Source organism: Bacillus cereus group sp. MYBK220-1, assembly GCF_051916445.1.
GTDB lineage: Bacteria > Bacillota > Bacilli > Bacillales > Bacillaceae_G > Bacillus_A > Bacillus_A cereus.
Genome location: NZ_JBQAGQ010000003.1, coordinates 146,689 through 166,152 on the forward strand (window position 1 = coordinate 146,689; position 19,464 = coordinate 166,152).

A 19,464-nucleotide genomic window follows, 5' to 3' on the forward strand; every position below is an offset into this window, starting at 1 on the left:
GTATGGAAAGTAGTGAAGTAGTAAGAGAAAAGGAACATCCTTTTGCGAAAAAAAGATGGATAATAGCAGTTACTTTAGTTGTATTAACAATCCTAGGTCTCTTGTACGGTCTTTTCGCAGGAAGTTTATCCTTTTCTATACGAGATATTTTAACAGGTATACAAGAGGAAGGTTCGACAGTTCATCGAATTGTATGGGATCTTCGCATACCGAGAGTGCTTATTGGGTTTATAGTAGGAACATGTTTAGCTGCATCTGGTACACTGCTACAAGGGGTTATGAGAAACCCTCTTGCAGATCCTGGTATTATCGGAGTTTCATCTGGAGCAGGCCTTGTAGCAATTGTCATCATGATTTTATTCCCACAGCATCTAGCTTTTTTACCACTAGGGGCGTTTTTAGGAGCTTTCATAACAGTGATGGTTATTTATGCTTTATCATGGCAAAAAGGGGCACCACCTTCAAGAATCGTCTTAGTAGGGGTGTCGATCAATGCATTAATTGGTGCAGCAACGTCAGCATTAATGTTATTACATAGTGACAAAGTACAATCGGTGTTACCGTGGTTAGCGGGCGGTATTGGTGGTGTAAGTTGGGCACATTTAAACATGATTATTTATTATGCAATATTCGCCATTATATTAGCTTTCTTTGGTATTAAGCATATTCGAGTGTTAATGCTTGGAGATGAAATGGCAAAGTTATTAGGACATAATGTGGAAAAAAGTCGGTTTTATTTAATCGTAGTAAGTACATTATTAGCTGGAATTGCAGTAAGTGTGTCTGGTCTTATTGGATTTGTCGGTCTTGTCGTACCACATATGCTACGTTTATTAGTTGGAAATGATTATAGATATTTGCTACCTTTATCATGCCTTGGCGGCGGGGTATTACTTGTTTTTGCGGATGCAATAGCTCGAAGTTGGTTTGACCCAATCGAATTGCCTGTTGGTATTTTACTGTCCTTCTTAGGTGGTCCGTTCTTCTTATATTTAATTCATAGAGGAGGAAAACAAAGTGATTTCCGTTAACAAAGTGTTTTACGCACACTCTGAAAGATTTCAAATGCAAAATATGAATGTACATATTAAGGCTGGAGAAATCGTTAGTTTAATTGGTCCGAATGGATCGGGAAAATCTACTTTGCTTCGTTTAATAGCAAGGCTACTGAAACAAAGCGAAGGGGACATCATTTTAGATGGGAAAAATATTCATATGATGAAGAGTGTTGATGTAGCGAAGCAATTAGCAATGTTACCGCAAATGCATGATCATCAATTAGATTTAACAGTGAAAGAACTAATTGAGTTCGGAAGAGGTCCACATAAATCATGGAGTAGCCGCTTAAATAAAGAAGATGAAGAAATTGTTGATTGGGCATTGTCTGTTACAAATCTTGAAGGGTATGAATATCGTCTTTTACATTCTTTATCAGGAGGGGAACGGCAACGTGCTTGGATTGCGATGACGTTAGCGCAACGTACAAATGTCTTATTATTGGATGAACCAACAACCTTTTTAGATATCGTTCACCAGTTGGAAGTAATGGAACTTGTGAAACGATTAAATGAGGAGTTTGGAATGACAATTATAATGGTTTTACATGACATTAACCAAGCTGCTCAATATAGCGATCGTTTACTTGTATTAAAGCGAGGAAAGATTCAGTATGATGGTATACCAGAAGAAGTACTATGCCATGAAATGTTTCAACATGTATTTGGCATAGATGTAGATATTTTTCAAGGAAGTGACAAGCCTTTTTTTACACCGAAACGAATTTCTAAAAGGGGAGAAGAGCGATGCAAACAGAAGAGCGTATTACCACGGAATTAGTAAGAGAATTTGTTATGGCAGCTCACGGGGATTTAGAGAAAGTACAAGAGCTATTGGTTGAATCACCAAGCTTACTTCACGCCTCTTATAATTGGGGTGGATCAGATTGGGAAAGTGCGTTAGGCGCATCGGCACATGTAGGTCGTAAAGATATTGCTCTTTATTTACTAGAAAAGGGTGCTCGGATGGATATTTTTGCAGCAGCTATGCTTGGTGAATTAGAAGTTGTACAAGCTATTTTAGTAGCTCAACCAGAAGCATTGCGTGCATCTGGCCCTCATGGTATTTCTCTTCTTCAACATGCACGAATGGGTGGAGAGAAATCTAAGCGTGTATATGATTATTTAGCAATACTATCTTAATGAACGAAGGAAGTTCCTATGTGCGGTAAACTTTTCACTTGAAACAATTGGAAAGTTTACCGCCCGTTAGAACGGGATAAGTATCTAGTATATTTGAAAATCCTACACCCCCCTCAATTGTAGTTTTCTTTATGCTAGTTATGATATGGATGCAGTGGACAATATTTGTCTACTGCTTTTTTTAGTTATTTAGAATGAATATTCTGTATTTTATCGTTGGTTCATTTATCCCGCTATTTTCCAGGCAGTAAGACTCTCGCCTAAAAATTCAGTTAAAGAAAAGAAGTTAGACGGGAGATCCACTGCCTGTAAACGTCGGATTGGTAAAGGCTAATAATCAGTGGGGTGAACAAAATTCCCCACTGATTAAAGTTTCACTTTATAATAAATAGTAACATACTGTATACATACAAAACATGATCGTGAAATGAAGAATAAATTAGTGGAAAGGAGTGCCAGCATGTTTCATACAGAACGTTTACAAATTCGCAAATATACAATGGATGATTTACAGTTCTACGCTTCACTATGGGGGAACGAGAAGGTAATGCGTTATATTGGAAATGGGACATTAAAAACATATATGCAGTGTAAAAAAAGTCTGGAGGAATGGGTGATTCCTAGCTATAAAAACGGTCTCGGTTTATTTGTATTGATTGAAAAGGAAACGGGAACAAGAATTGGTCATGCAGGGCTGGTAAAGCAGAAAATAGATGGAAAAGAGGAAATTGAAATTGGTTATTGGTTACTTCCTCAGTATTGGGGAAAAGGGTATGCAAAAGAAGCGGCGGCAGCATTTCGTGACTATGGTTTCCAAGCATTACGAATGAATAAATTAATTTCTCTTATTAATCCGAATCATCCCGCCTCAATATTTGTTGCTAGAAAAACTGGGCTCAGCTACGAGAAAACAACGTCATTTCATGGAATCGATGCTCTAGTTTATTCTATTAAGCGTGTTGGATGAAAAAATTACTTTTTTAAAGGTAAATTGCATTTTTTGAAGAATGGTATATGAAAATAAAGGGAGGGGTTACATGTACATTTATCATAATGGACTTATTATTCGTGAGGGAACGAGTAGTGTACCAGCATATGCAATTAAAGCTTTATTTGAAGATGCCGGTTGGAGTAATGATAATATCCCTTCTTGGCAAATTGAAAAATTTACGATAGCATTCGAAAATTCAACATGGGCTTTCACAATTTGGGATGAGGAAGAGATGATTGCGATGGTTAGAGTCATTTCTGATGGAATTATGATTGCGAACATAGTAAATTTAGTTGTGAAGTGTGAATATAGAGGGAAGGGATTAGGTAAGAAGCTTGTAGCTCTTTGCCTGCAAAAACTTCCCCACGGTGATTGGTTTGCGCATACATCAGCGAACAATTTTGATTTTTATAGAAGCTGTGGATTTGAAGTTAGAGAGCTATCGAGAAATGGAACATGTGCGTATTATGGATATCAAGTCGCAAAAAGAGATGGTCACCGATAAATGAATGGAAAGTAAAAAAGTATAGCGAGGTAATTTTGAGACTTTTGATAATAGAGAATGGATTGAGGTTCGTTTTATGATAAAATAAAAGAAAATTCTGTTTATTATTAGGGGGATAAAAATGAGTGTAAAAGCTGGGGATGTATTTAAATATGAAAGAAGATTTACTGAGGAAGAAGTTTTTGAATTTGCAAATATTACCGGTGATAAAGGTAGACACCATGTGGAATACGATGAAAATGGAAGATTAATGGTTCATGGTTTATTGACTGCTAGCATTGGGACGAAAGTGGGAGAAGAGTTACATTACATAGCAAGAGAATTAGTAAGTGAGTTTATTAGACCAGTTTTCACAGGAGATACGATCACTTGTGAACTAACTTTAACAAATGTTGAGCAAATGGAAGGCTATAAAAAAGTTTCAATCGAGTCAGTTTATCGCAATCAGCATGAGAAGACTGTACTAGTTGGGACAAGTTATGGAATTATAAGGGGATAAAAAGAAGCCTGTTTAACAGGCTTCTTTTTTATTATTTAGTAAACACGTTTTCGATTTTCTGCATAACTAGAGATGAGTAATAATGCAGTTTCTTCTCCTATATTACGAACAATATGAGGAACGCATGCATTCCATGAGAAAGAATCACCTTCTTCTACAATTGCAATATCTTCACCGTGCTGAACTTCTAATTTTCCGCGTAATACAAGGTGACATTCTTCCCCTTCATGGGCATTTGGTGAATTTTCTTTCGGGAATCCAGTAGGGATTTCTACTAAAGATAGGCGAAGGCCCCCTTGCTCCGCAACATGTTCAATTCTTTGCTCATCTTTGCCGTATACACTGTATTTCCGTTCTTCTTTTTTGACAATTTTTAATCGATCTTTTTGCTCTAACAATAAATAGGGAAGGGGAACGTTTAAAAAATTGGAGATCGTTTCTAAAGTTGAGATAGATGGTGATGTTTTATTATTTTCAACCTGACTCATAAATCCTTTAGAAAGACCTGTTCCCTCGCAAATTTGTGCAATTGTTATGCCTCTACGTTGACGAATTTCACGTATTGCAGAACCAATATTCATAAAATCAAGCTCCTTTTTGTAAACAACTATTTGTATCATAGCAAAAAAAATATATTTTTTCCCAGTGAAAATGAATTGACGAATAAAAAAAATTAGTGTATGTTTTGTAATGTAAATAAAAGTTTTGTATAAGAAAACTATAAAGGAGAGAATGAAATGAATCAACATATTGGTAACTTAATTATTCGTATCGTGTTAGGGGTAACATTCTTCATGCACGGTTTAACAAAATTCCAATCAGGAATTGACAATATTGCAGGATGGTTTACAAGTATTGGTTTACCAGGAGGACTTGCATACGGTGTAGCAACGTTTGAATTAGTTGGAGGTCTATTATTAATTCTAGGTTTAGGTGTAAGATATATTGGATTATTATTTGCACTTGTTATGGTTGGAGCAATCGTAAAAGTGAAATGGTCAGCTGGTTTATTGGGAGATGGAAAAAATCCTGGTTTCGAATTAGAACTTGCATTATTAGCAATGGGTGCATACTTATTTGTTGCAAAAGCTGATGGCTTTGTAGATAATTTCTTAAAAGAAAAAATGTCAAAGAAGAACTAATTTAAATGGGGGGGCTAACAAGATGAGTTTTCAACTTCATCCCGATACAACACTTGATGTTGTTCATTTATACGTATCTAATGTAAAGAAATCACTAGAGTTTTATACGGAAGTACTAAGTATGAAGGTGCTAAGAGAAGAAGAAGCAGTCGTTACATTTGGGAATGAAAATGATGAACCACTTCTTATCATTGAAGAAAAGAAAGAAGCTTTTCCGAAGCAAAGAGGAAGAACAGGGTTATATCATTACGCAATTTTATTACCAAGTAGACAGGATTTAGCGAATGTTCTTCGTCATCTTGTAGAGATGGTATATCCACTACATGGCGGAGCTGATCATTACTTTAGTGAAGCTCTTTATTTAGCTGATCCAGATGGAAACGGGATTGAAATTTATCATGATCGACAAAAAGAAGTTTGGCGTGATGAGAATGGAGAACTCCCATTTGTTAGTAACCCGTTAGCTGGTGAAGAATTATTACAGCAAGGAAGTACATGGAATGGCTTTCCAGCTGGTACTGTGATGGGGCATATTCATTTTCATGTAGCTGATTTAGAGGAAGCGAAACGTTTCTATGTTGATGGTCTTGGTTTTGAAGTAACGATTCCATCTCGTAATGGAGCATTGTTCGTATCTGCAGGTGGTTATCATCACCATATCGGTTTAAATACATGGCAAGGTGAAGGGGTACCACCGCAAATGCCAGGTTCTGTTGGTTTGAAATATTTCACAGTTGTACTAGCGAATGAAAAACAAAAAGAGCAAGTATGTGAAAGCTTAAAAAATATTGGCAAGATTGCTACGTACAAAGATGGAATATTACAAGTCGAGGATCCATTTGGACATTGTATCCATTTCAAAATAAAAGGAGAAGCCTAAAAAGGCTTCTCCTTTTATTTTCTTATAATTGCTTTTTCGTTTTGTAAAAATAGTTCATCAAATTGTTTTGCAAGCTCAAAATCTAGTTTCGTTAAACCTTTTGCATTCCAAGATGACAAAGTAATAATAACTGCTTTATACTGGATAAGGATAAATGGATGGTGATTATGTTCTTCTGATAGTTTGGCGGCTTCAGAGACAAATTCGACTCCTTTTAAGTAGTCGGAAAACATATATTTTCGTTCAATCCATTTCTCATCTTTTACCATCCATTTATCTACCTTCAATAATTCTTCGTGAACTTCTTCTTCAGTTAATCTTAGCATCATTTTTCACATCCTTTACTGGAAGTAACGCAAGACCATTGTTAATAAGGCGTGTTACAGCTTCGTCAGTTGTGAAAGTAGAAAGTTGATGTAGTAATGCTGCCGATGTTTCATGCCCTTTGTTATGCTCTAAAAGTAACTCTAATACTTCAAGGCGCAGTAACCATTCTTTCGCATAAAATTTATTTAATACTTCTTGAATTGCTACTAATTGATCGATATGCGCGTCGTGTAAAATCCCCTCACTTCGAATATCTCGAACTGTTTGATACATACGTTCAAGTTCATTCAGTACAAGTGGAGCAGGAATTTCGTGAACTTCTTCATCCATTGGGAAAAATGCTGCGGCATCTGCGGCACCTGGGAATACTGAAGTGATTTGTGAGCCAACAGCCATATCAAATGCGCCCCATGAAGCATCAAATAAAACGCGGGCGTTATAAGTAACTGTGCAATCGATAAAGGAAATAAGAGCAATTTTCTTATCGTTTTTTACAATATCTGTTACTGTTCCTTTTACATGAATACCACTTGCAAAAGTAAACTCAGCGATAGTTCCAATTGTAATTCCTAATGATTGTAGTTGTTCGTCTGTACAATTTTCTAATGCAATATTTTCAGTGAGTAATCCAATCGGTGTTCCAAATCCGTCACTGTGTACAGAAGTAGAATGATTCGCTAACTGTTTATTATGAAGTGCTAATGCCGTTGGCGAATTTGTTCGCATGTAAATTAATTCACCTGCATCGTTTTCAATTGTCTCGCTAAATGTACCTGTAATTTGTAATCCGCTATTTAGCTCAGCTGTTGCATAGTTCTCAGAGCGAATTGCTTTTTCTAAACCTTCTTTTCCACCTGTTTTAAAGGCCATTGTTTTAGAAAATGTTTCAAGCGCATCTGTTAATTCTTCAAAGGATTCACAAACAAATAGTTGTGGTTGCATTTTTGTTACGTCATAAGTTGTCCCTATACATGCTTCGATAGAAAATGGAACCTTTTCTACAGCGTCTGTTAAGCAATGTTTGCTTTCGCCAACAGAAGAAAGGAGACCAGCACCATATATCTTTGGATCATCTATATTTCCGATCAATCCATATTCTACTGTCCACCAGAAAAGACGTGAAATTTGTTCAGCTTCTGATAAACCAGAAACTAAGTTTTGTTTTTCAATTACAGCATTTTCAGCAGCCTTAACTTCATCAGGAGTAGAAGTAGGGCTTTCTTTCACTATCGTTAATGTACGAACAGCTTCAAATGCATCATGTTCTTCTTTTGTAGAGAAAGCTTTTGCACCAATTTGCCCAAAACGTTTCACATATTTTGCATATGTAGGATCAAGTAAAATCGGTGCGTGTCCTGCGGCTTCGTGTACGATATCTGGAGCTGGTGTGTACTCGATATTTTCTACTTTCCGAATATCTGTTGCGATCGGTAGTAATCCGTGTCCTTGAAAATCGAAGAATGCTACGCCGGGAATAAGTCCGTCAATCGTTACAGCGCCCCAGCCACTTGGTGCCAAACACTCATTCATTTCTTCTACTTTTGGAATTGCATCTATATTAATACCAGATGATTGTAGTCCGTTCACATAGGCTGGATGAGCAACGTCTTTTAAGAAGCTATGATTTTGTCTCATAATGTAACGCCACACAGCGTGATTCACCGGTGTGTATTGATCATAATGTTGTGTGGATACGAATGGTTTTAAATGCGATGGAATTTCTGTTTTCTTTGTCATTTAGACATCCTCCTTTTTTTCTATAAAATTGAATATCGATTTCGTATAGCTTGTATCACCTCCCTTCATTATTTGTAAGCGCTTATAAAATTTTATCATAAGATTCGGAATTATTTAACATCTGTTTCTGTGAGAAATAGAAAAAGCCCCTATCGGAAAATCCGATAGGGGCGAAAGAATCGCGGTACCACCCTATTTGTAAGTGAAAATATACTTACATCTCAATTAATGATAACGGAAAAATTCCGTCTTTTCCTTCATGCATAAAAGCACTACGAAAAAGAAGCTCCAGAATTGTAATTCATACTTATATATGTGCTAATTTCCACCGACCATTAGCTCTCTGTAACAGGGATATAAGATACTACTGCGATTCTTTCAACGCGTATATATGAAATTGTGTAAGAGGATGGACGCAAAAAAGTCCCTATCGGAAAATCCGATAGGGACGATAAAAATCGCGGTACCACCCTATTTGTAAACAACTAATTGTTTACCACTCACTTTACGATAACGGAAAGATCCGTCTTTCTCTTCATGCATAAAAAGCATTACGGGAAAGAAGCTCCAGAATTGTAATTCACGCTTGTATATGTACTGATTCGCACCAACCATCAGTTCTCTGAGACAGTGATATAAGTCGCTACTAGTATTCCTTCAAAGCCGATATATAATTCGTTCAACTAAACTATGTTTTGTATTATAAAACTATATTAAAAAAATTGTCAACAAAAATTTTTTATCCCGTGTTAATGAGCAGTAAAATTCCTACCTCAAAATTCGGTTGGAGCAAAGAAGTGAGATGGGAGATTAACTGCCCGTAACTCCCGATTGGTGAAGGCTAATAATCAGTGGGGATGAACGAAATCTCCACTGATTAAAATTTTACTTTATTTCACTTCTAAATTAACAGTTAAATTAGAGGTATTGCCAGCTGCATCAGTTGCTACAATGTGAATAGTATTTTTTCCTTCTTGTAATTGAGTGCGATCGAAATAAATGTCATAGCTTTTCTCCCAAGGGTTCAGGAATGCCTGTTCCCATACACCATTTCCGTTAATTTCATATTGCATTCTCACTGGAATACCAGGTGCTATCCAACCAGATTCTGACATCCAATCTAGTAGAATATCATCAACTTTTCCTCTAATTACGAGATTTTCTTGGTCAACCTCGTGTGTTAACTTAGGTGCAGTTCGATCAAGAAATACAGCAGCTGTTTGCTTTGTTTCCCCGCCAGAATTAGAAGCAACTGCTTCAATTTGATATAGCCCATCAGTTAAAGGAGTGCCATCTGCTTTTGTACCATTCCATTTGAAAGGTTTATACCCAGGAGTTGCATTTTTAGCTTGATGGATAATCCCTTGATACGTTACACGTTCTTTCGTAACTAAATTTGCATGCAATGTGATATCATCCACAGGCGCAACTAAATAGTAGTTGATGAGATTATCATCTAGTACGTGGTCGCCATTTGGGCTAAAAGTAGAATTAATAATTTCAAGTCCATCGATACGTTTATAATCTTTAGGATCGATACTAAATGTGAATGGAATTCGAATTTCTTCTTTTGCCCCTTGTTCTTTTACATATACATTTCCAGTATACACACCTTGTTGTAGTGAGCTATCTACAGTGATAGTAAATGGTTTTTCGGTACTACTATTCGGTTGAATGCTAATCGATGAAGGGACAGAAGCTTTTACTTTTGTTTTTGTGTTTGCATCTAGTAATTCCACACGAGTTGAAAAACTTTTCTTTTTACTAGAAAGGTTTTGTAATGTAACATTTTGCGTCAGTTTTACTTTTCCGCTATTGGGCTTAATAAGACCGAAGCTGACATTGTTAGGTTTTACTAATACATTTGTTTGAGCTGCTTTCGGAATGTTAATTAAACCAGATCCTTGTGCCATAACAGGGTATGTATTTTCATTGACATCATGTAATGTTTTGGCATTGTTGGCAAGAGCCGCTTTCAATTGTTCTGTCGTCCAATCAGGATGCATTTGACGCAAGAGGGCAACCGCTCCAGCTACTTGCGGAGCAGCCATACTTGTTCCGTTATGCGATTCATAGCCGCCTTGCGGTACTGTACTAGTAATTTGTACTCCAGGTGCAACAACATCAGGCTTTATTAGCCAACTTCCTTGTGATGGTCCTCTTGAACTAAAGTTACCGATAAGTTCTGTTTGCTTTGGTTGTCCAATTTTTATATTTTTCTTTCGTTTTGTAATTAAAGTTTTTAATTCTTCCCCATTTGTATTTGATAATTGCATTACTGGGACAGCTAGATGTTCACGTGAAAAATATTCCGGCATCATATTAATTTCTTTTTCGCTAGAGATTAATAACACACCAAGTGCACCAGCTTGCTTCGCTTGTTCTGCTTTTACTAATGTACTAGAAGTACCTTGTAAAATAAGTGCGAATTTCCCTTTCACATCTTGTTTTGCATAATCACTTGGATTGCCATAACCAACATATACAAGAGGAGAATCATTTTCTATTGGAAAATCGGATTTTGATAATGGTAACCCTTGATATGTTTTGCTGGAACCAGTTACTTGGAATGTTGGAAACGGGATAGAAACCGTAGATGCTCCAACAGAAATGACACTACTTGCGTTACCGGGAGCATCAACAGACCAAGGTTTTGGTCCGTCATTTCCATTTGAAACGACAGCAGTAACACCAAGTTTCGCTGCTCGTTCTAACGTTAATGTTACAGGCTGATCAGGTACATTTAAATCCTGCCCAAGGGAGAGGTTTAACACATCCGCACCATCTTGAATTGCTCGCTCAATTCCTTGGATAATATCATCTGTTGTACCAGTTCCACCGTCATTCATTACACGATAGGCTAGAATAGAAGCGTTTGGAGCAACGCCTTTAATTTTTCCGTTACCCGCAATAATTCCAGCTACATGAGTACCATGTACGTTACCATCCATTGGATCGTTATCTTCATCAACCGTGTCATATCCACCGATATAATTTGCCTTTAGGTCAGGGTGTGTATAGTCTACGCCAGAGTCGATAATGGCTATTTTCATGCCTTTTCCATCAAGCGGTTTGCCAAATGGATCTTTTAAATTCCACGCTTCAGGTGCACCAATTGTCGGTCCACCGATATTTGGTGCTTCTTCGTTAATAGCACTTTTTGATGTTTCATGTAATTTATATGTTAAGTTCGGATAGACTGCTTTTACTTCAGGTAAAGAGGCAAGAGAGGTAATTTGATCTCCAGGAATTGAAATAGAGAATCCGGAAAATAACGTATTATACACTTCTTTAATTTTTGCACCAGGTGCTTTTTCTTTTATTTTCTTAGTCGTATCTTCTTGTGCTTTTTTGAGCTCAGCATGATAAGACTGTGCATTACTATTTTGTAAATCTGGAGCATGCTGAATATTACTTTGAGCAGCGAGAGGTGCATGTTGTAATTCTACAATTACTGATATTTCTTTTGTTGTTTTCGTTTCAACATTTTGAGCGATTTTATGTTCTCCCCACTGTTCAATCGTTGTTTTTAATTGTGGACTAAATTGCTTCTCCTTTTGTAGTGATTCAGCATGAGCACTTAAAGCTCCAAAACTAGAAAAGACAAGCGCCATGCTTAATAGTGTAGATGTAGTTTTTTTCATTGATACTCCCCCTAATAAAAAGTGCCAATATTCAGAAATAAAATCTTACATTTTAGTTAGAAATTATACATATAAATGTTGGCTAAACTATACTTTCGACATAATTCATACCAATCCTCTATGGATTGGAAATTTCTTGGGAAATTTTTTCTGATTATGTCGAATCGATATTTTTCACATATTGTAGGGATAAAGTGAGGAATGCTATGAGGGAAATGGAGTGATGGTATGAAAAGGCTAATAGTAAGTAGTAGTGTAGTGTTGTTTATGTTTTTATGTTCTATCACTATTACTAGTGCAGAAAATAATAGTGTGAAAGTTGCTTTTATTCGTCATCATAATCTTTGGATTAAAGTTGATGGGAAAGAAATACAGATTACAAAAGGAGAGTACATAACAGGGCCGAAGTGGTCATATGATGGGGAATGGCTAGCGTATGTAAAAGGGAAGAAACAAAGTATTCTTGAGTTATATCGACTGAAAGATGGAAAGAAAGTTACGCCGTTTCACTCAGAAGCATCGAATTATCAATGGTCACCAACAGAAAATATAATTGCATTTATATTTACAGGTACATTAAATACATTTGATGTAGAAAAAAAGAATGCAGATTTTGAAAATGTATCGGCTGGTGTAGGGGATTATGCATGGTACCCCGATGGAAAGAACTTTCTTGTATCCTCTGAAGCGCACTTACTTCCAACAGGATGGACAGGGGCTCAGCTATATGAAGTGCAAAAAGATGCACATATGAATCCTCACAAAATGAAGCATTTGTATGCATTGCCAAATGAACACGATGATTTCCTAGCGCTAGTAGCAAGTGGCTTTAAGTGGTCACCAGATCAAAAGTGGATTTCATTTTTAGCAGTACCGACAGCTTCATGGTCAGCTGATAGTAATACGCTTTGCTTAGTTCGTGCAGACGGCAGTCGGTTTGAAAAAGTAGATCAAATGTTATTAAACGCACAATGGTTTCAATGGGCACCATCAAAAAATATATTAGCTTATATTGAAGGGAGCGGAAGAGTTGCATTAGAAAATAAACATTTAAAAGTAAAGGAATTGCCAGCACTTCAGCAGAACATATTTACGCCGAAAGGATATGTTGATTGGGATTTTGTATGGAAGAACGATAGAGTAATTATCGTTTCACGAGCAAAAGAGGCAGGGATAGAAACTCCACCAGAAAAAAGGCCACTACCATCTTTATATGAGGTCGATAGTACAAGTAATGCACAGCATCAAATCACAAAGAAAACGAACAAGCAAGGGGATTACCACCCGATCTTCATGAAGAAGAGTAATCAATTAATTTGGATACGTTCAGACCGTAAGAAAGCGGATGTATGGCTTGCTCATAAAGATCGGAAGCAGGAAAAGAAGTGGATTGAAAATATAGATGTACCAGCGTGGTATTATGAGAAATGGAATTGGGGAAATGTTATCTCGGTGAAAGAAGAATAAAAAAACTGCCTAAAAGATCATTTTAGGCAGTTTTAATTGTTATTTATGTGTTTTATTTGGCTTTTTTTTCGCTGGGTTTCCGTTCCCTTGGCGCTTTCTATTTTGTTCATCTTTTGCTTGTTTTTCATGTAGTGTATCTAAAAATTCATTCGAGTTACTCATGTTTATATCTCTCCTTTCATTTTGTCATGATTACTATAACCATTTAGGAGGATAATCATGAGTTAGAAGTTAGGCACTTAATTTTCTTCGATAATGTAAGTAAAATATTCCATACATAACAAATAGCATGAGTAAAACTTGTAACTCTACATTTTCTTTTAAAATAGCTGCGATAGTGTCTGGTAAGTACGGTGATTTATCGTTTGTGCTTAAACCTAACCATTTATTTAAGAGGCTAATGGTACAAAACATAAAAACACCGGACCAGCTTGCCGTAATTGCTTTTTGCTTAATTTTTGTTTCACGTTCATCATCTGTAATCCAAGGATTAGCAGTTTTATCACTACTAAAGAAGCCGTTTATATATCCCCATACAATCATTCCAATAAAGACAATTATCCATTTCATATATGTAATTCTCCTTTCTGTGTAAAAAGTTTTTTACATATTGGTTTTCATATAGCAGGAATAAAGTATGAGATAGGGAAGAAATATGTAAGAGGATTTCATAATGAGAGGAGGAAGGGGATGAAAATCGTCTTTGTTCGGCACGGGGAAGGAGAACATACAAGGGATTTGCCATCAAGTTTAAAAGTGCTTCATCCGCCATTGACGGATGAAGGAAGGAATCAGGCTAAATTACTTCAATGCAATGTGCCATTACAAGAGACGGATATATTAATTGCTAGTCCTACACTTAGAACTTTGCAAACGGCGACAATATGGAGTGCGAAAGTTGCTTGTCAAAAAATCGTTCATCCATATGTATCTCCGCGTATTTTTCCTTATCGAGAAGAAGCGAGAACATTACCGTGCGATTATATAGTAGATCAGGGAATGATAACAAAGTTATTTCCGCATTTTTCGATAGAGAAAAGCTCAAATAATCAGTTATGGAAGGAAGGTATAAACACTATTTCAGAGAATAGTTTTCAGCAAATAGTAGATGAATTTCTTCTTTGGTGTTATGAACTGAGTGTTGAAAGAATTTGCATTGTATCCCACGATGGAACAATTACAGCATATAGGCAATATTTACAGAAAGTCGTTTTAACTAGATCAGATTTTTTGAAAGAAACGGGTATATATGAAATGGATTTATCCCAGAAAATTCTGATTGACAAGGGCTGATTATAGGATGGGGATTGTATGTTGAATATTGCATTAGTAGTTGGTTTTAATTCGGATTTAGAGGCGCAATCAATCCGAGCATCTCTTGAATATTTTGGTGCAAGGGTTGTGACATATTGGATTGGTAGACCGAAAGATTTTGTGGGAGTTCTTTCTGGAAAGAACTTATTTAACGATGTTAATTATATTATTTTTTGCTTTCATGGTGAAGAAGGGAAGTTTGTCATGGAAGAGTTAGGCGAAGAAGTATATGAACAAGATGAACCGAGAGGGTATTTTGGTGCAGAAGAAATTTATGAATATGCAAAATTGCATAATACACATATTGTAAATAGCGGGTGCACGTTAGGGGAGCAAAATCTAGCAAAATCTTTTTTACATAGTGGTGCGAAATCATATATTGGATCGATTGATTATGTAGATGGAAATGCAGCACTTATGTTTACTATACGCTTATTTTATGGGGTTATTAACCATGGGAAAACGTTAGAAGAAGCGTTTCAAGAAGCGAGTTTAATTGATGAGGAGACACATACATTTCGATTCTATAATTAGTGTGAAACACGTTTATTCTATATTCGAATAAACGTGTTTCACATTTAACTCACAATTTTTTTACATTTTTTTCAATGAAAATGATTATCATCTGTGGTATGATATGTTCAAGTTTTTACAGGTAATAGAAGTTACTATATAAACGTTAGTTTTGAATGTTTCATACGCATGTCACGAATTATTCATAATTAACATTTTAAAAATAAGTAACTAATGTTATTATATTATCTGTAACTAACTTAATTACAACTTTAGGAGGAAGATATGGTTATTCAATTTTTAAGAGAAAACAAAGCAGTTTCTTTTGTATTAGCAGTAATTCGAGTATATCTTGGTTACACATGGTTAATGGCTGGAATCGGTAAACTACAAGGAAAAGGATTCGATGCAACAGGTTATTTGCAAGGTGCAATTGAAAAATCTAAAGGTGCACAACCGGCTGTTCAATCTTGGTGGGCATCATTCTTACAAGAATTTGCAATTCCAAATGTAGATTTGTTTAATACACTTGTAACATGGGGGGAAATTTTAGTCGGAATTGGTTTAATTGTAGGCTGTTTAACAAAAACAGCGGTCTTTTTTGGTCTTGTAATGAACTTTTCCTATATGTTTAGTGGGTCAATTGGTGTGAACCCTGAGATGGTTATCTTATCTATGTTTGTTCTTGTTTCCGGTATGAACGCTGGGAAATTTGGAATGGATGGCTTTGTTATCCCGAAAGTATTAGGATCAAAAACTCAAAAACGCCAAAAGCAAGCTGCTTAATATATGAAAACGGGTATCTCAAAATGAGATACCCGTTTATGTTATTTTTCAACTTTGATCGGATTGTTCTTAAAGAAATCTTTTACATACCCGACAAATTCTTGTGGTTCTTGGCGAAATGGTGCATGATAACCTTTTTCAATAATATGTAAAGTGCTATTTTTTAAGAATTGATGATACGTTTCTCCTTCTTTCCAGGAAACGCTACTATCATTTCTGCCCCATATAATTAAAGTTGGCTGTTTTATTTCATTTGCATTAATTTTAAGACGTCTAGGCCATAATTTCATTTTATTATAATGCTCTTCATCATTACGTTTGAATTTCACTTTGCTTTCATCATAATCTGTAATAGAAGAAACGGCATTTAAATCAGTCGACAATTGTGGTTTTGGTGAGCCTTGTTTAGTAACGAATGTATGAGGGCCACCTGTAGCATCAGTTAAAATAAGGTGAGTAACTGCTTCAGGATATAAATATGTTAAATTTAGAGAAATTTCTCCCCCCATGGAATGCCCCAGTATTGCGAATGAATCATACCCTAGTTTTTTCATTAATTTATAATACAAATTTGCATGAGTTGGAAAAGAATAATAAAAATCCATTGGCTTAGATGAGCGCCCGAATCCTAAAGCATCTACAGAAATAATTGTATGATCTTTTGCTAAATCGGAGTAAATCTTTTGAAAACCATCTGATGACCCTCCAAAGCCATGAATCATAAGTAAAGGTGGTTTTTCATTACCAATCTTTTTAAAGTAAATGGTTTGACCATCTATTTCTACCATTTTTTCCTCGGTAGCTAGTTTCGCTGTAATTGTATTTTTAACTTGTTTTACTTGTTCTACTGGCTTTTCTGCTGCACTACATCCTACTAATAGTGTAAGAGTAAGACAACCTACCATAAAATAGCTAAATCGCTTCAATTAGGTGTCTCCTTTCTAACATAACGCTGTATCTATCATAGCAAATAGCATATTACGATTTCCAGGAAGTCGGCTACCATTTTTTATCATAAGAGGTGAAAGGAGCGTTTCTTGGAAATTTTCTGTTTGAAGAAATTTACGAAATGTAAATTGTGAGTGTGGGACATCAATTCGTACTATACCATTCCAACATTCACATATCTTTTTTAATAATTGAATAGCATCTTCTGCTTGCTTGGCGATAAGTGGATTGATACATAATATATTGCCCTTTTGTATGCATAATGAAAAAGCTTCTATACAGTTATTTCTTTCAATTTTAAAAGAGTGTACAGCCCTTGGTAATAGCAAAGAGTAAAGTAGAGAACGATTCATACCAGTTGCAATTTGATCCAGAGAAGTAAGAGATATAAGGTCTTCTTCTTGTACTTGTTGTAAGTGAGAAGGGTACGTCTTAATAGTTTGCTTTTCAAAACGATGAATCGTTGTTGCTGTTTGAAATCCGCATGATGTGTATAGAGGTTCGCCAGCTTTTGTCGCAATAAGTGCAATGGGTTGTTTTGGATGAATTTGTTCCAAGCAATGATTTAGCAACATGCGCCCTATTCCGCGTCCTTGAAAATTAGGGTGAACGATTAACATACCAATGGAAGCGAAGTTACTTGTAAAGGGAAATACTCCTCCAGTCGCAATGAGTTTGTTCTCATGAATGTAACCTACAAGTGTGCCGATAGAAAGATACATTTCGAATTGTTTTTTCATAAAAATTTCATCGTGTAACCATCCAACAGATTTGCAAAGATTAAGTAATTCAAAAATAAAAGACTCATTTAGCTTTACTATTTTCATAAAGGCTCACCGCATTTCTATTTATTTTCATAAAAATAGAGTCAAAATGTAAAAAAGAGATTTACGTTAAATGAAATCCAACTTGTTTATATTTAAATTGTAAAGGGCGGGATGATTGATACAAAAAGACAAAGTTATACAAATTATAACTGATATTTACATAAGTTAACAAAAAATTTACATACAGCTAATTTTCTCTTAATAGTCTTCCGTTAAATTTGATAGTGGGAAATGAATAACCTAATTAGGGGGACAAGACAGTGAAAAAGTTTGTGAAAAAAGCATGGCCATTTGCAGTTGTGGCATCATTAGCAGTTACTTCGGTAGCAACATGGAATTTTACTCGTTCTAGTGAGGTTAATGCAGATGAGAACGGAAGCAATGCAAAGATTAAAAATGTTATCGTATTAATTGGGGATGGTATGGGTCCTTCATATATGACGGCTCACCGTTATATGAAAGATAATCCAAAAACCTTTGAAATGGAATCTACAGAATTTGATAAGCATCTTGTAGGAACACAAAAAACATACCCAGAAGATGAACATGAAAATATTACAGACTCTGCATCGGCAGCAACAGCTATGTCAGCAGGGATTAAAACATATAATGCTGCAATTGCAGTTGATAATGATAAAGCGGAAGTGAAAACAGTTCTTGAGCAAGCGAAAGAAAAAGGGAAATCAACGGGACTCGTTGCAACTTCTGAAATTACACATGCAACACCAGCTGCTTTCGGTGCGCATGACATTAGCCGTAAAAATATGGACGCAATTGCAAATGATTATTTTGATGAGAAAATTAAAGGGAAGCATAAAGTAGATGTTATGCTTGGCGGCGGCGTAAAGAACTTTGTTAGAAAAGATCGTAATCTTACAGAAGAGTTTAAGAAATCTGGTTATAGCTATGTAACGGATCGAGATCAATTGTTAAATGATAAAAATGACCAAATTCTTGGTTTATTTGCACCAGGTGGATTAGATAAAATGATTGACCGTAATGAGAAAACACCTTCATTAGAAGAAATGACTAATGCAGCAATTGAGCGTTTGAACAAAAATAAAAATGGTTTCTTCTTAATGGTGGAAGGAAGTCAAATCGACTGGGCTGGACATGATAATGATATTGTTGGTGCAATGAGTGAAATGGAAGACTTCGAAAAAGCTTTCAAAGCAGCGATTGAGTTTGCGAAAAAAGATAAAAATACGTTAGTTGTTGCAACGGCAGATCACGCTACTGGTGGCTTATCTTTAGGTGCCAATGGCGAGTATAACTTTAAAGTAGAACCAATTAAAGCTGCAAAGCGCACACCAGACTTTATGGCAAATGAGATTGCAAAAGGTGCAAATGTAGAAGAAACATTGAAAAAGTATATTGATTTACAATTAACTCCAGAAGAAATTCAAGCTGTAAATGATATAGCTCCGTCAAAAGATGTAACAAAGATTGATAATGCAATTGAAGATATTTTCAATAAGCGCTCGGTTACAGGCTGGACAACGGGTGGACATACAGGGGAAGATGTGAACGTATATGCATTTGGTCCAGGTAAATACTTGTTCTCTGGAGTTCAAGAGAATACAAATATAGCGAAACGTGTCTTTGATATTGTTGGCGGTGGCGATCCGAATAAAGGAAGACGCTAATTAAGAGCGAAAGTGAGGCGAAATGCCTCACTTTTCTTTT

Annotated in this window: 21 protein-coding genes and 2 other annotated features; of the genes, 13 read left to right on the forward strand and 8 right to left on the reverse strand. The window is 36.0% G+C overall.

Annotated elements, in window-relative coordinates; genetic code table 11:
• Nucleotides 1-2 precede the first annotated feature (2 nt).
• From ACTFRU_RS14390 to ACTFRU_RS14415, 6 genes are all read left to right on the forward strand, one after another.
• A complete protein-coding gene (locus ACTFRU_RS14390; protein ID WP_440037701.1) occupies nucleotides 3-1,031 on the forward strand; it encodes a FecCD family ABC transporter permease in 1,029 nt (342 codons plus the stop codon).
• Entirely contained in the window at nucleotides 1,018-1,836 is an 819-nt protein-coding gene (locus ACTFRU_RS14395; RefSeq protein WP_049107970.1) for an ABC transporter ATP-binding protein, read from the forward strand. The genes ACTFRU_RS14390 and ACTFRU_RS14395 overlap by 14 nt, the downstream gene beginning before the upstream one ends.
• Nucleotides 1,803-2,198 carry an ankyrin repeat domain-containing protein gene (locus ACTFRU_RS14400; RefSeq protein WP_001192766.1) on the forward strand — a complete coding sequence of 132 codons (396 nt, stop codon included), beginning with the start codon at nucleotides 1,803-1,805 and terminating at the stop codon, nucleotides 2,196-2,198. Before ACTFRU_RS14395 ends, ACTFRU_RS14400 begins: the two co-directional genes overlap by 34 nt.
• 427 nt (nucleotides 2,199-2,625) lie before the next feature.
• Nucleotides 2,626-3,165, forward strand: coding sequence for a GNAT family N-acetyltransferase (locus tag ACTFRU_RS14405; RefSeq protein ID WP_004408018.1), 540 nt, complete (start codon nucleotides 2,626-2,628; stop codon nucleotides 3,163-3,165).
• 70 nt (nucleotides 3,166-3,235) lie between these two features.
• Nucleotides 3,236-3,694 carry a GNAT family N-acetyltransferase gene (locus tag ACTFRU_RS14410; RefSeq protein WP_000276126.1) on the forward strand — a complete coding sequence of 153 codons (459 nt, stop codon included), beginning with the start codon at nucleotides 3,236-3,238 and terminating at the stop codon, nucleotides 3,692-3,694.
• Between the two features lie 121 nt (nucleotides 3,695-3,815).
• Nucleotides 3,816-4,193 (forward strand): MaoC/PaaZ C-terminal domain-containing protein, encoded by a 378-nt coding sequence (locus ACTFRU_RS14415; protein ID WP_000111564.1) that lies wholly within the window; start codon nucleotides 3,816-3,818, stop codon nucleotides 4,191-4,193.
• A gap of 35 nt (nucleotides 4,194-4,228) precedes the next feature.
• On the opposite strand, the gene ACTFRU_RS14420 is transcribed toward ACTFRU_RS14415, so the two are convergent.
• Nucleotides 4,229-4,774 (reverse strand): helix-turn-helix domain-containing protein, encoded by a 546-nt coding sequence (locus tag ACTFRU_RS14420; protein ID WP_001020693.1) that lies wholly within the window; start codon nucleotides 4,772-4,774, stop codon nucleotides 4,229-4,231.
• 156 nt (nucleotides 4,775-4,930) lie between these two features.
• On the opposite strand from ACTFRU_RS14420, the gene ACTFRU_RS14425 reads away from it, so the two are divergent.
• Both ACTFRU_RS14425 and ACTFRU_RS14430 read left to right on the forward strand, forming a co-directional pair.
• Entirely contained in the window at nucleotides 4,931-5,335 is a 405-nt protein-coding gene (locus ACTFRU_RS14425; protein WP_001071553.1) for a DoxX family protein, read from the forward strand.
• A gap of 22 nt (nucleotides 5,336-5,357) precedes the next feature.
• Complete coding sequence (locus tag ACTFRU_RS14430) at nucleotides 5,358-6,215, forward strand: VOC family protein (protein ID WP_000009849.1); 858 nt, start codon at nucleotides 5,358-5,360, stop codon at nucleotides 6,213-6,215.
• A 14-nt stretch (nucleotides 6,216-6,229) separates the two neighbouring features.
• On the opposite strand, the gene ACTFRU_RS14435 is transcribed toward ACTFRU_RS14430, so the two are convergent.
• From ACTFRU_RS14435 to ACTFRU_RS14445, 3 genes are all read right to left on the reverse strand, one after another.
• Entirely contained in the window at nucleotides 6,230-6,544 is a 315-nt protein-coding gene (locus tag ACTFRU_RS14435; RefSeq protein ID WP_000979537.1) for a 4a-hydroxytetrahydrobiopterin dehydratase, read from the reverse strand.
• Nucleotides 6,525-8,279 carry an aromatic amino acid hydroxylase gene (locus ACTFRU_RS14440; RefSeq protein WP_000163188.1) on the reverse strand — a complete coding sequence of 585 codons (1,755 nt, stop codon included), beginning with the start codon at nucleotides 8,277-8,279 and terminating at the stop codon, nucleotides 6,525-6,527. The genes ACTFRU_RS14435 and ACTFRU_RS14440 overlap by 20 nt, the downstream gene beginning before the upstream one ends.
• A gap of 163 nt (nucleotides 8,280-8,442) precedes the next feature.
• Nucleotides 8,443-8,670 (reverse strand) — a binding site (T-box leader).
• A gap of 50 nt (nucleotides 8,671-8,720) precedes the next feature.
• Nucleotides 8,721-8,949, reverse strand: a binding site (T-box leader).
• Between the two features lie 220 nt (nucleotides 8,950-9,169).
• A complete protein-coding gene (locus ACTFRU_RS14445) occupies nucleotides 9,170-11,923 on the reverse strand; it encodes a S8 family peptidase (RefSeq protein ID WP_086389507.1) in 2,754 nt (917 codons plus the stop codon).
• A gap of 228 nt (nucleotides 11,924-12,151) precedes the next feature.
• Here ACTFRU_RS14445 and ACTFRU_RS14450 point away from each other — a divergent pair, with 228 nt between their 5' ends.
• Nucleotides 12,152-13,390 carry a TolB family protein gene (locus ACTFRU_RS14450; RefSeq protein WP_000825732.1) on the forward strand — a complete coding sequence of 413 codons (1,239 nt, stop codon included), beginning with the start codon at nucleotides 12,152-12,154 and terminating at the stop codon, nucleotides 13,388-13,390.
• A 39-nt stretch (nucleotides 13,391-13,429) separates the two neighbouring features.
• Here ACTFRU_RS14450 and ACTFRU_RS14455 read toward each other — a convergent pair whose 3' ends face one another.
• Nucleotides 13,430-13,552, reverse strand: coding sequence for a DUF4023 domain-containing protein (locus tag ACTFRU_RS14455; protein WP_000071866.1), 123 nt, complete (start codon nucleotides 13,550-13,552; stop codon nucleotides 13,430-13,432).
• Nucleotides 13,553-13,621: 69 nt separating this feature from the next.
• Nucleotides 13,622-13,960 carry a hypothetical protein gene (locus tag ACTFRU_RS14460; RefSeq protein WP_000871150.1) on the reverse strand — a complete coding sequence of 113 codons (339 nt, stop codon included), beginning with the start codon at nucleotides 13,958-13,960 and terminating at the stop codon, nucleotides 13,622-13,624.
• Between the two features lie 120 nt (nucleotides 13,961-14,080).
• Here ACTFRU_RS14460 and ACTFRU_RS14465 point away from each other — a divergent pair, with 120 nt between their 5' ends.
• The 3 genes from ACTFRU_RS14465 to ACTFRU_RS14475 all read left to right on the forward strand — a co-directional run bounded on the left by ACTFRU_RS14465 (nucleotide 14,081) and on the right by ACTFRU_RS14475 (nucleotide 16,003).
• Nucleotides 14,081-14,683 carry a histidine phosphatase family protein gene (locus tag ACTFRU_RS14465; RefSeq protein WP_000706239.1) on the forward strand — a complete coding sequence of 201 codons (603 nt, stop codon included), beginning with the start codon at nucleotides 14,081-14,083 and terminating at the stop codon, nucleotides 14,681-14,683.
• 18 nt (nucleotides 14,684-14,701) lie between these two features.
• Complete coding sequence (locus ACTFRU_RS14470) at nucleotides 14,702-15,238, forward strand: hypothetical protein (RefSeq protein ID WP_000931932.1); 537 nt, start codon at nucleotides 14,702-14,704, stop codon at nucleotides 15,236-15,238.
• Between the two features lie 264 nt (nucleotides 15,239-15,502).
• Nucleotides 15,503-16,003, forward strand: coding sequence for a DoxX family protein (locus ACTFRU_RS14475; RefSeq protein WP_000236612.1), 501 nt, complete (start codon nucleotides 15,503-15,505; stop codon nucleotides 16,001-16,003).
• 41 nt (nucleotides 16,004-16,044) lie between these two features.
• Here the strand turns inward: ACTFRU_RS14475 and ACTFRU_RS14480 are convergent, their stop codons facing one another.
• Both ACTFRU_RS14480 and ACTFRU_RS14485 read right to left on the reverse strand, forming a co-directional pair.
• Nucleotides 16,045-16,929 (reverse strand): alpha/beta fold hydrolase, encoded by an 885-nt coding sequence (locus ACTFRU_RS14480; RefSeq protein WP_000819814.1) that lies wholly within the window; start codon nucleotides 16,927-16,929, stop codon nucleotides 16,045-16,047.
• Nucleotides 16,930-16,944: 15 nt separating this feature from the next.
• Nucleotides 16,945-17,778, reverse strand: coding sequence for a GNAT family N-acetyltransferase (locus ACTFRU_RS14485; protein ID WP_000706693.1), 834 nt, complete (start codon nucleotides 17,776-17,778; stop codon nucleotides 16,945-16,947).
• A 260-nt stretch (nucleotides 17,779-18,038) separates the two neighbouring features.
• Between ACTFRU_RS14485 and ACTFRU_RS14490 the strand changes: the two genes are divergently transcribed.
• The gene (locus ACTFRU_RS14490; protein ID WP_000714913.1) at nucleotides 18,039-19,424 is read left to right on the forward strand and encodes an alkaline phosphatase; all 1,386 of its coding nucleotides are present in this window, start codon (nucleotides 18,039-18,041) and stop codon (nucleotides 19,422-19,424) included.
• Nucleotides 19,425-19,464: the final 40 nt, after the last annotated feature.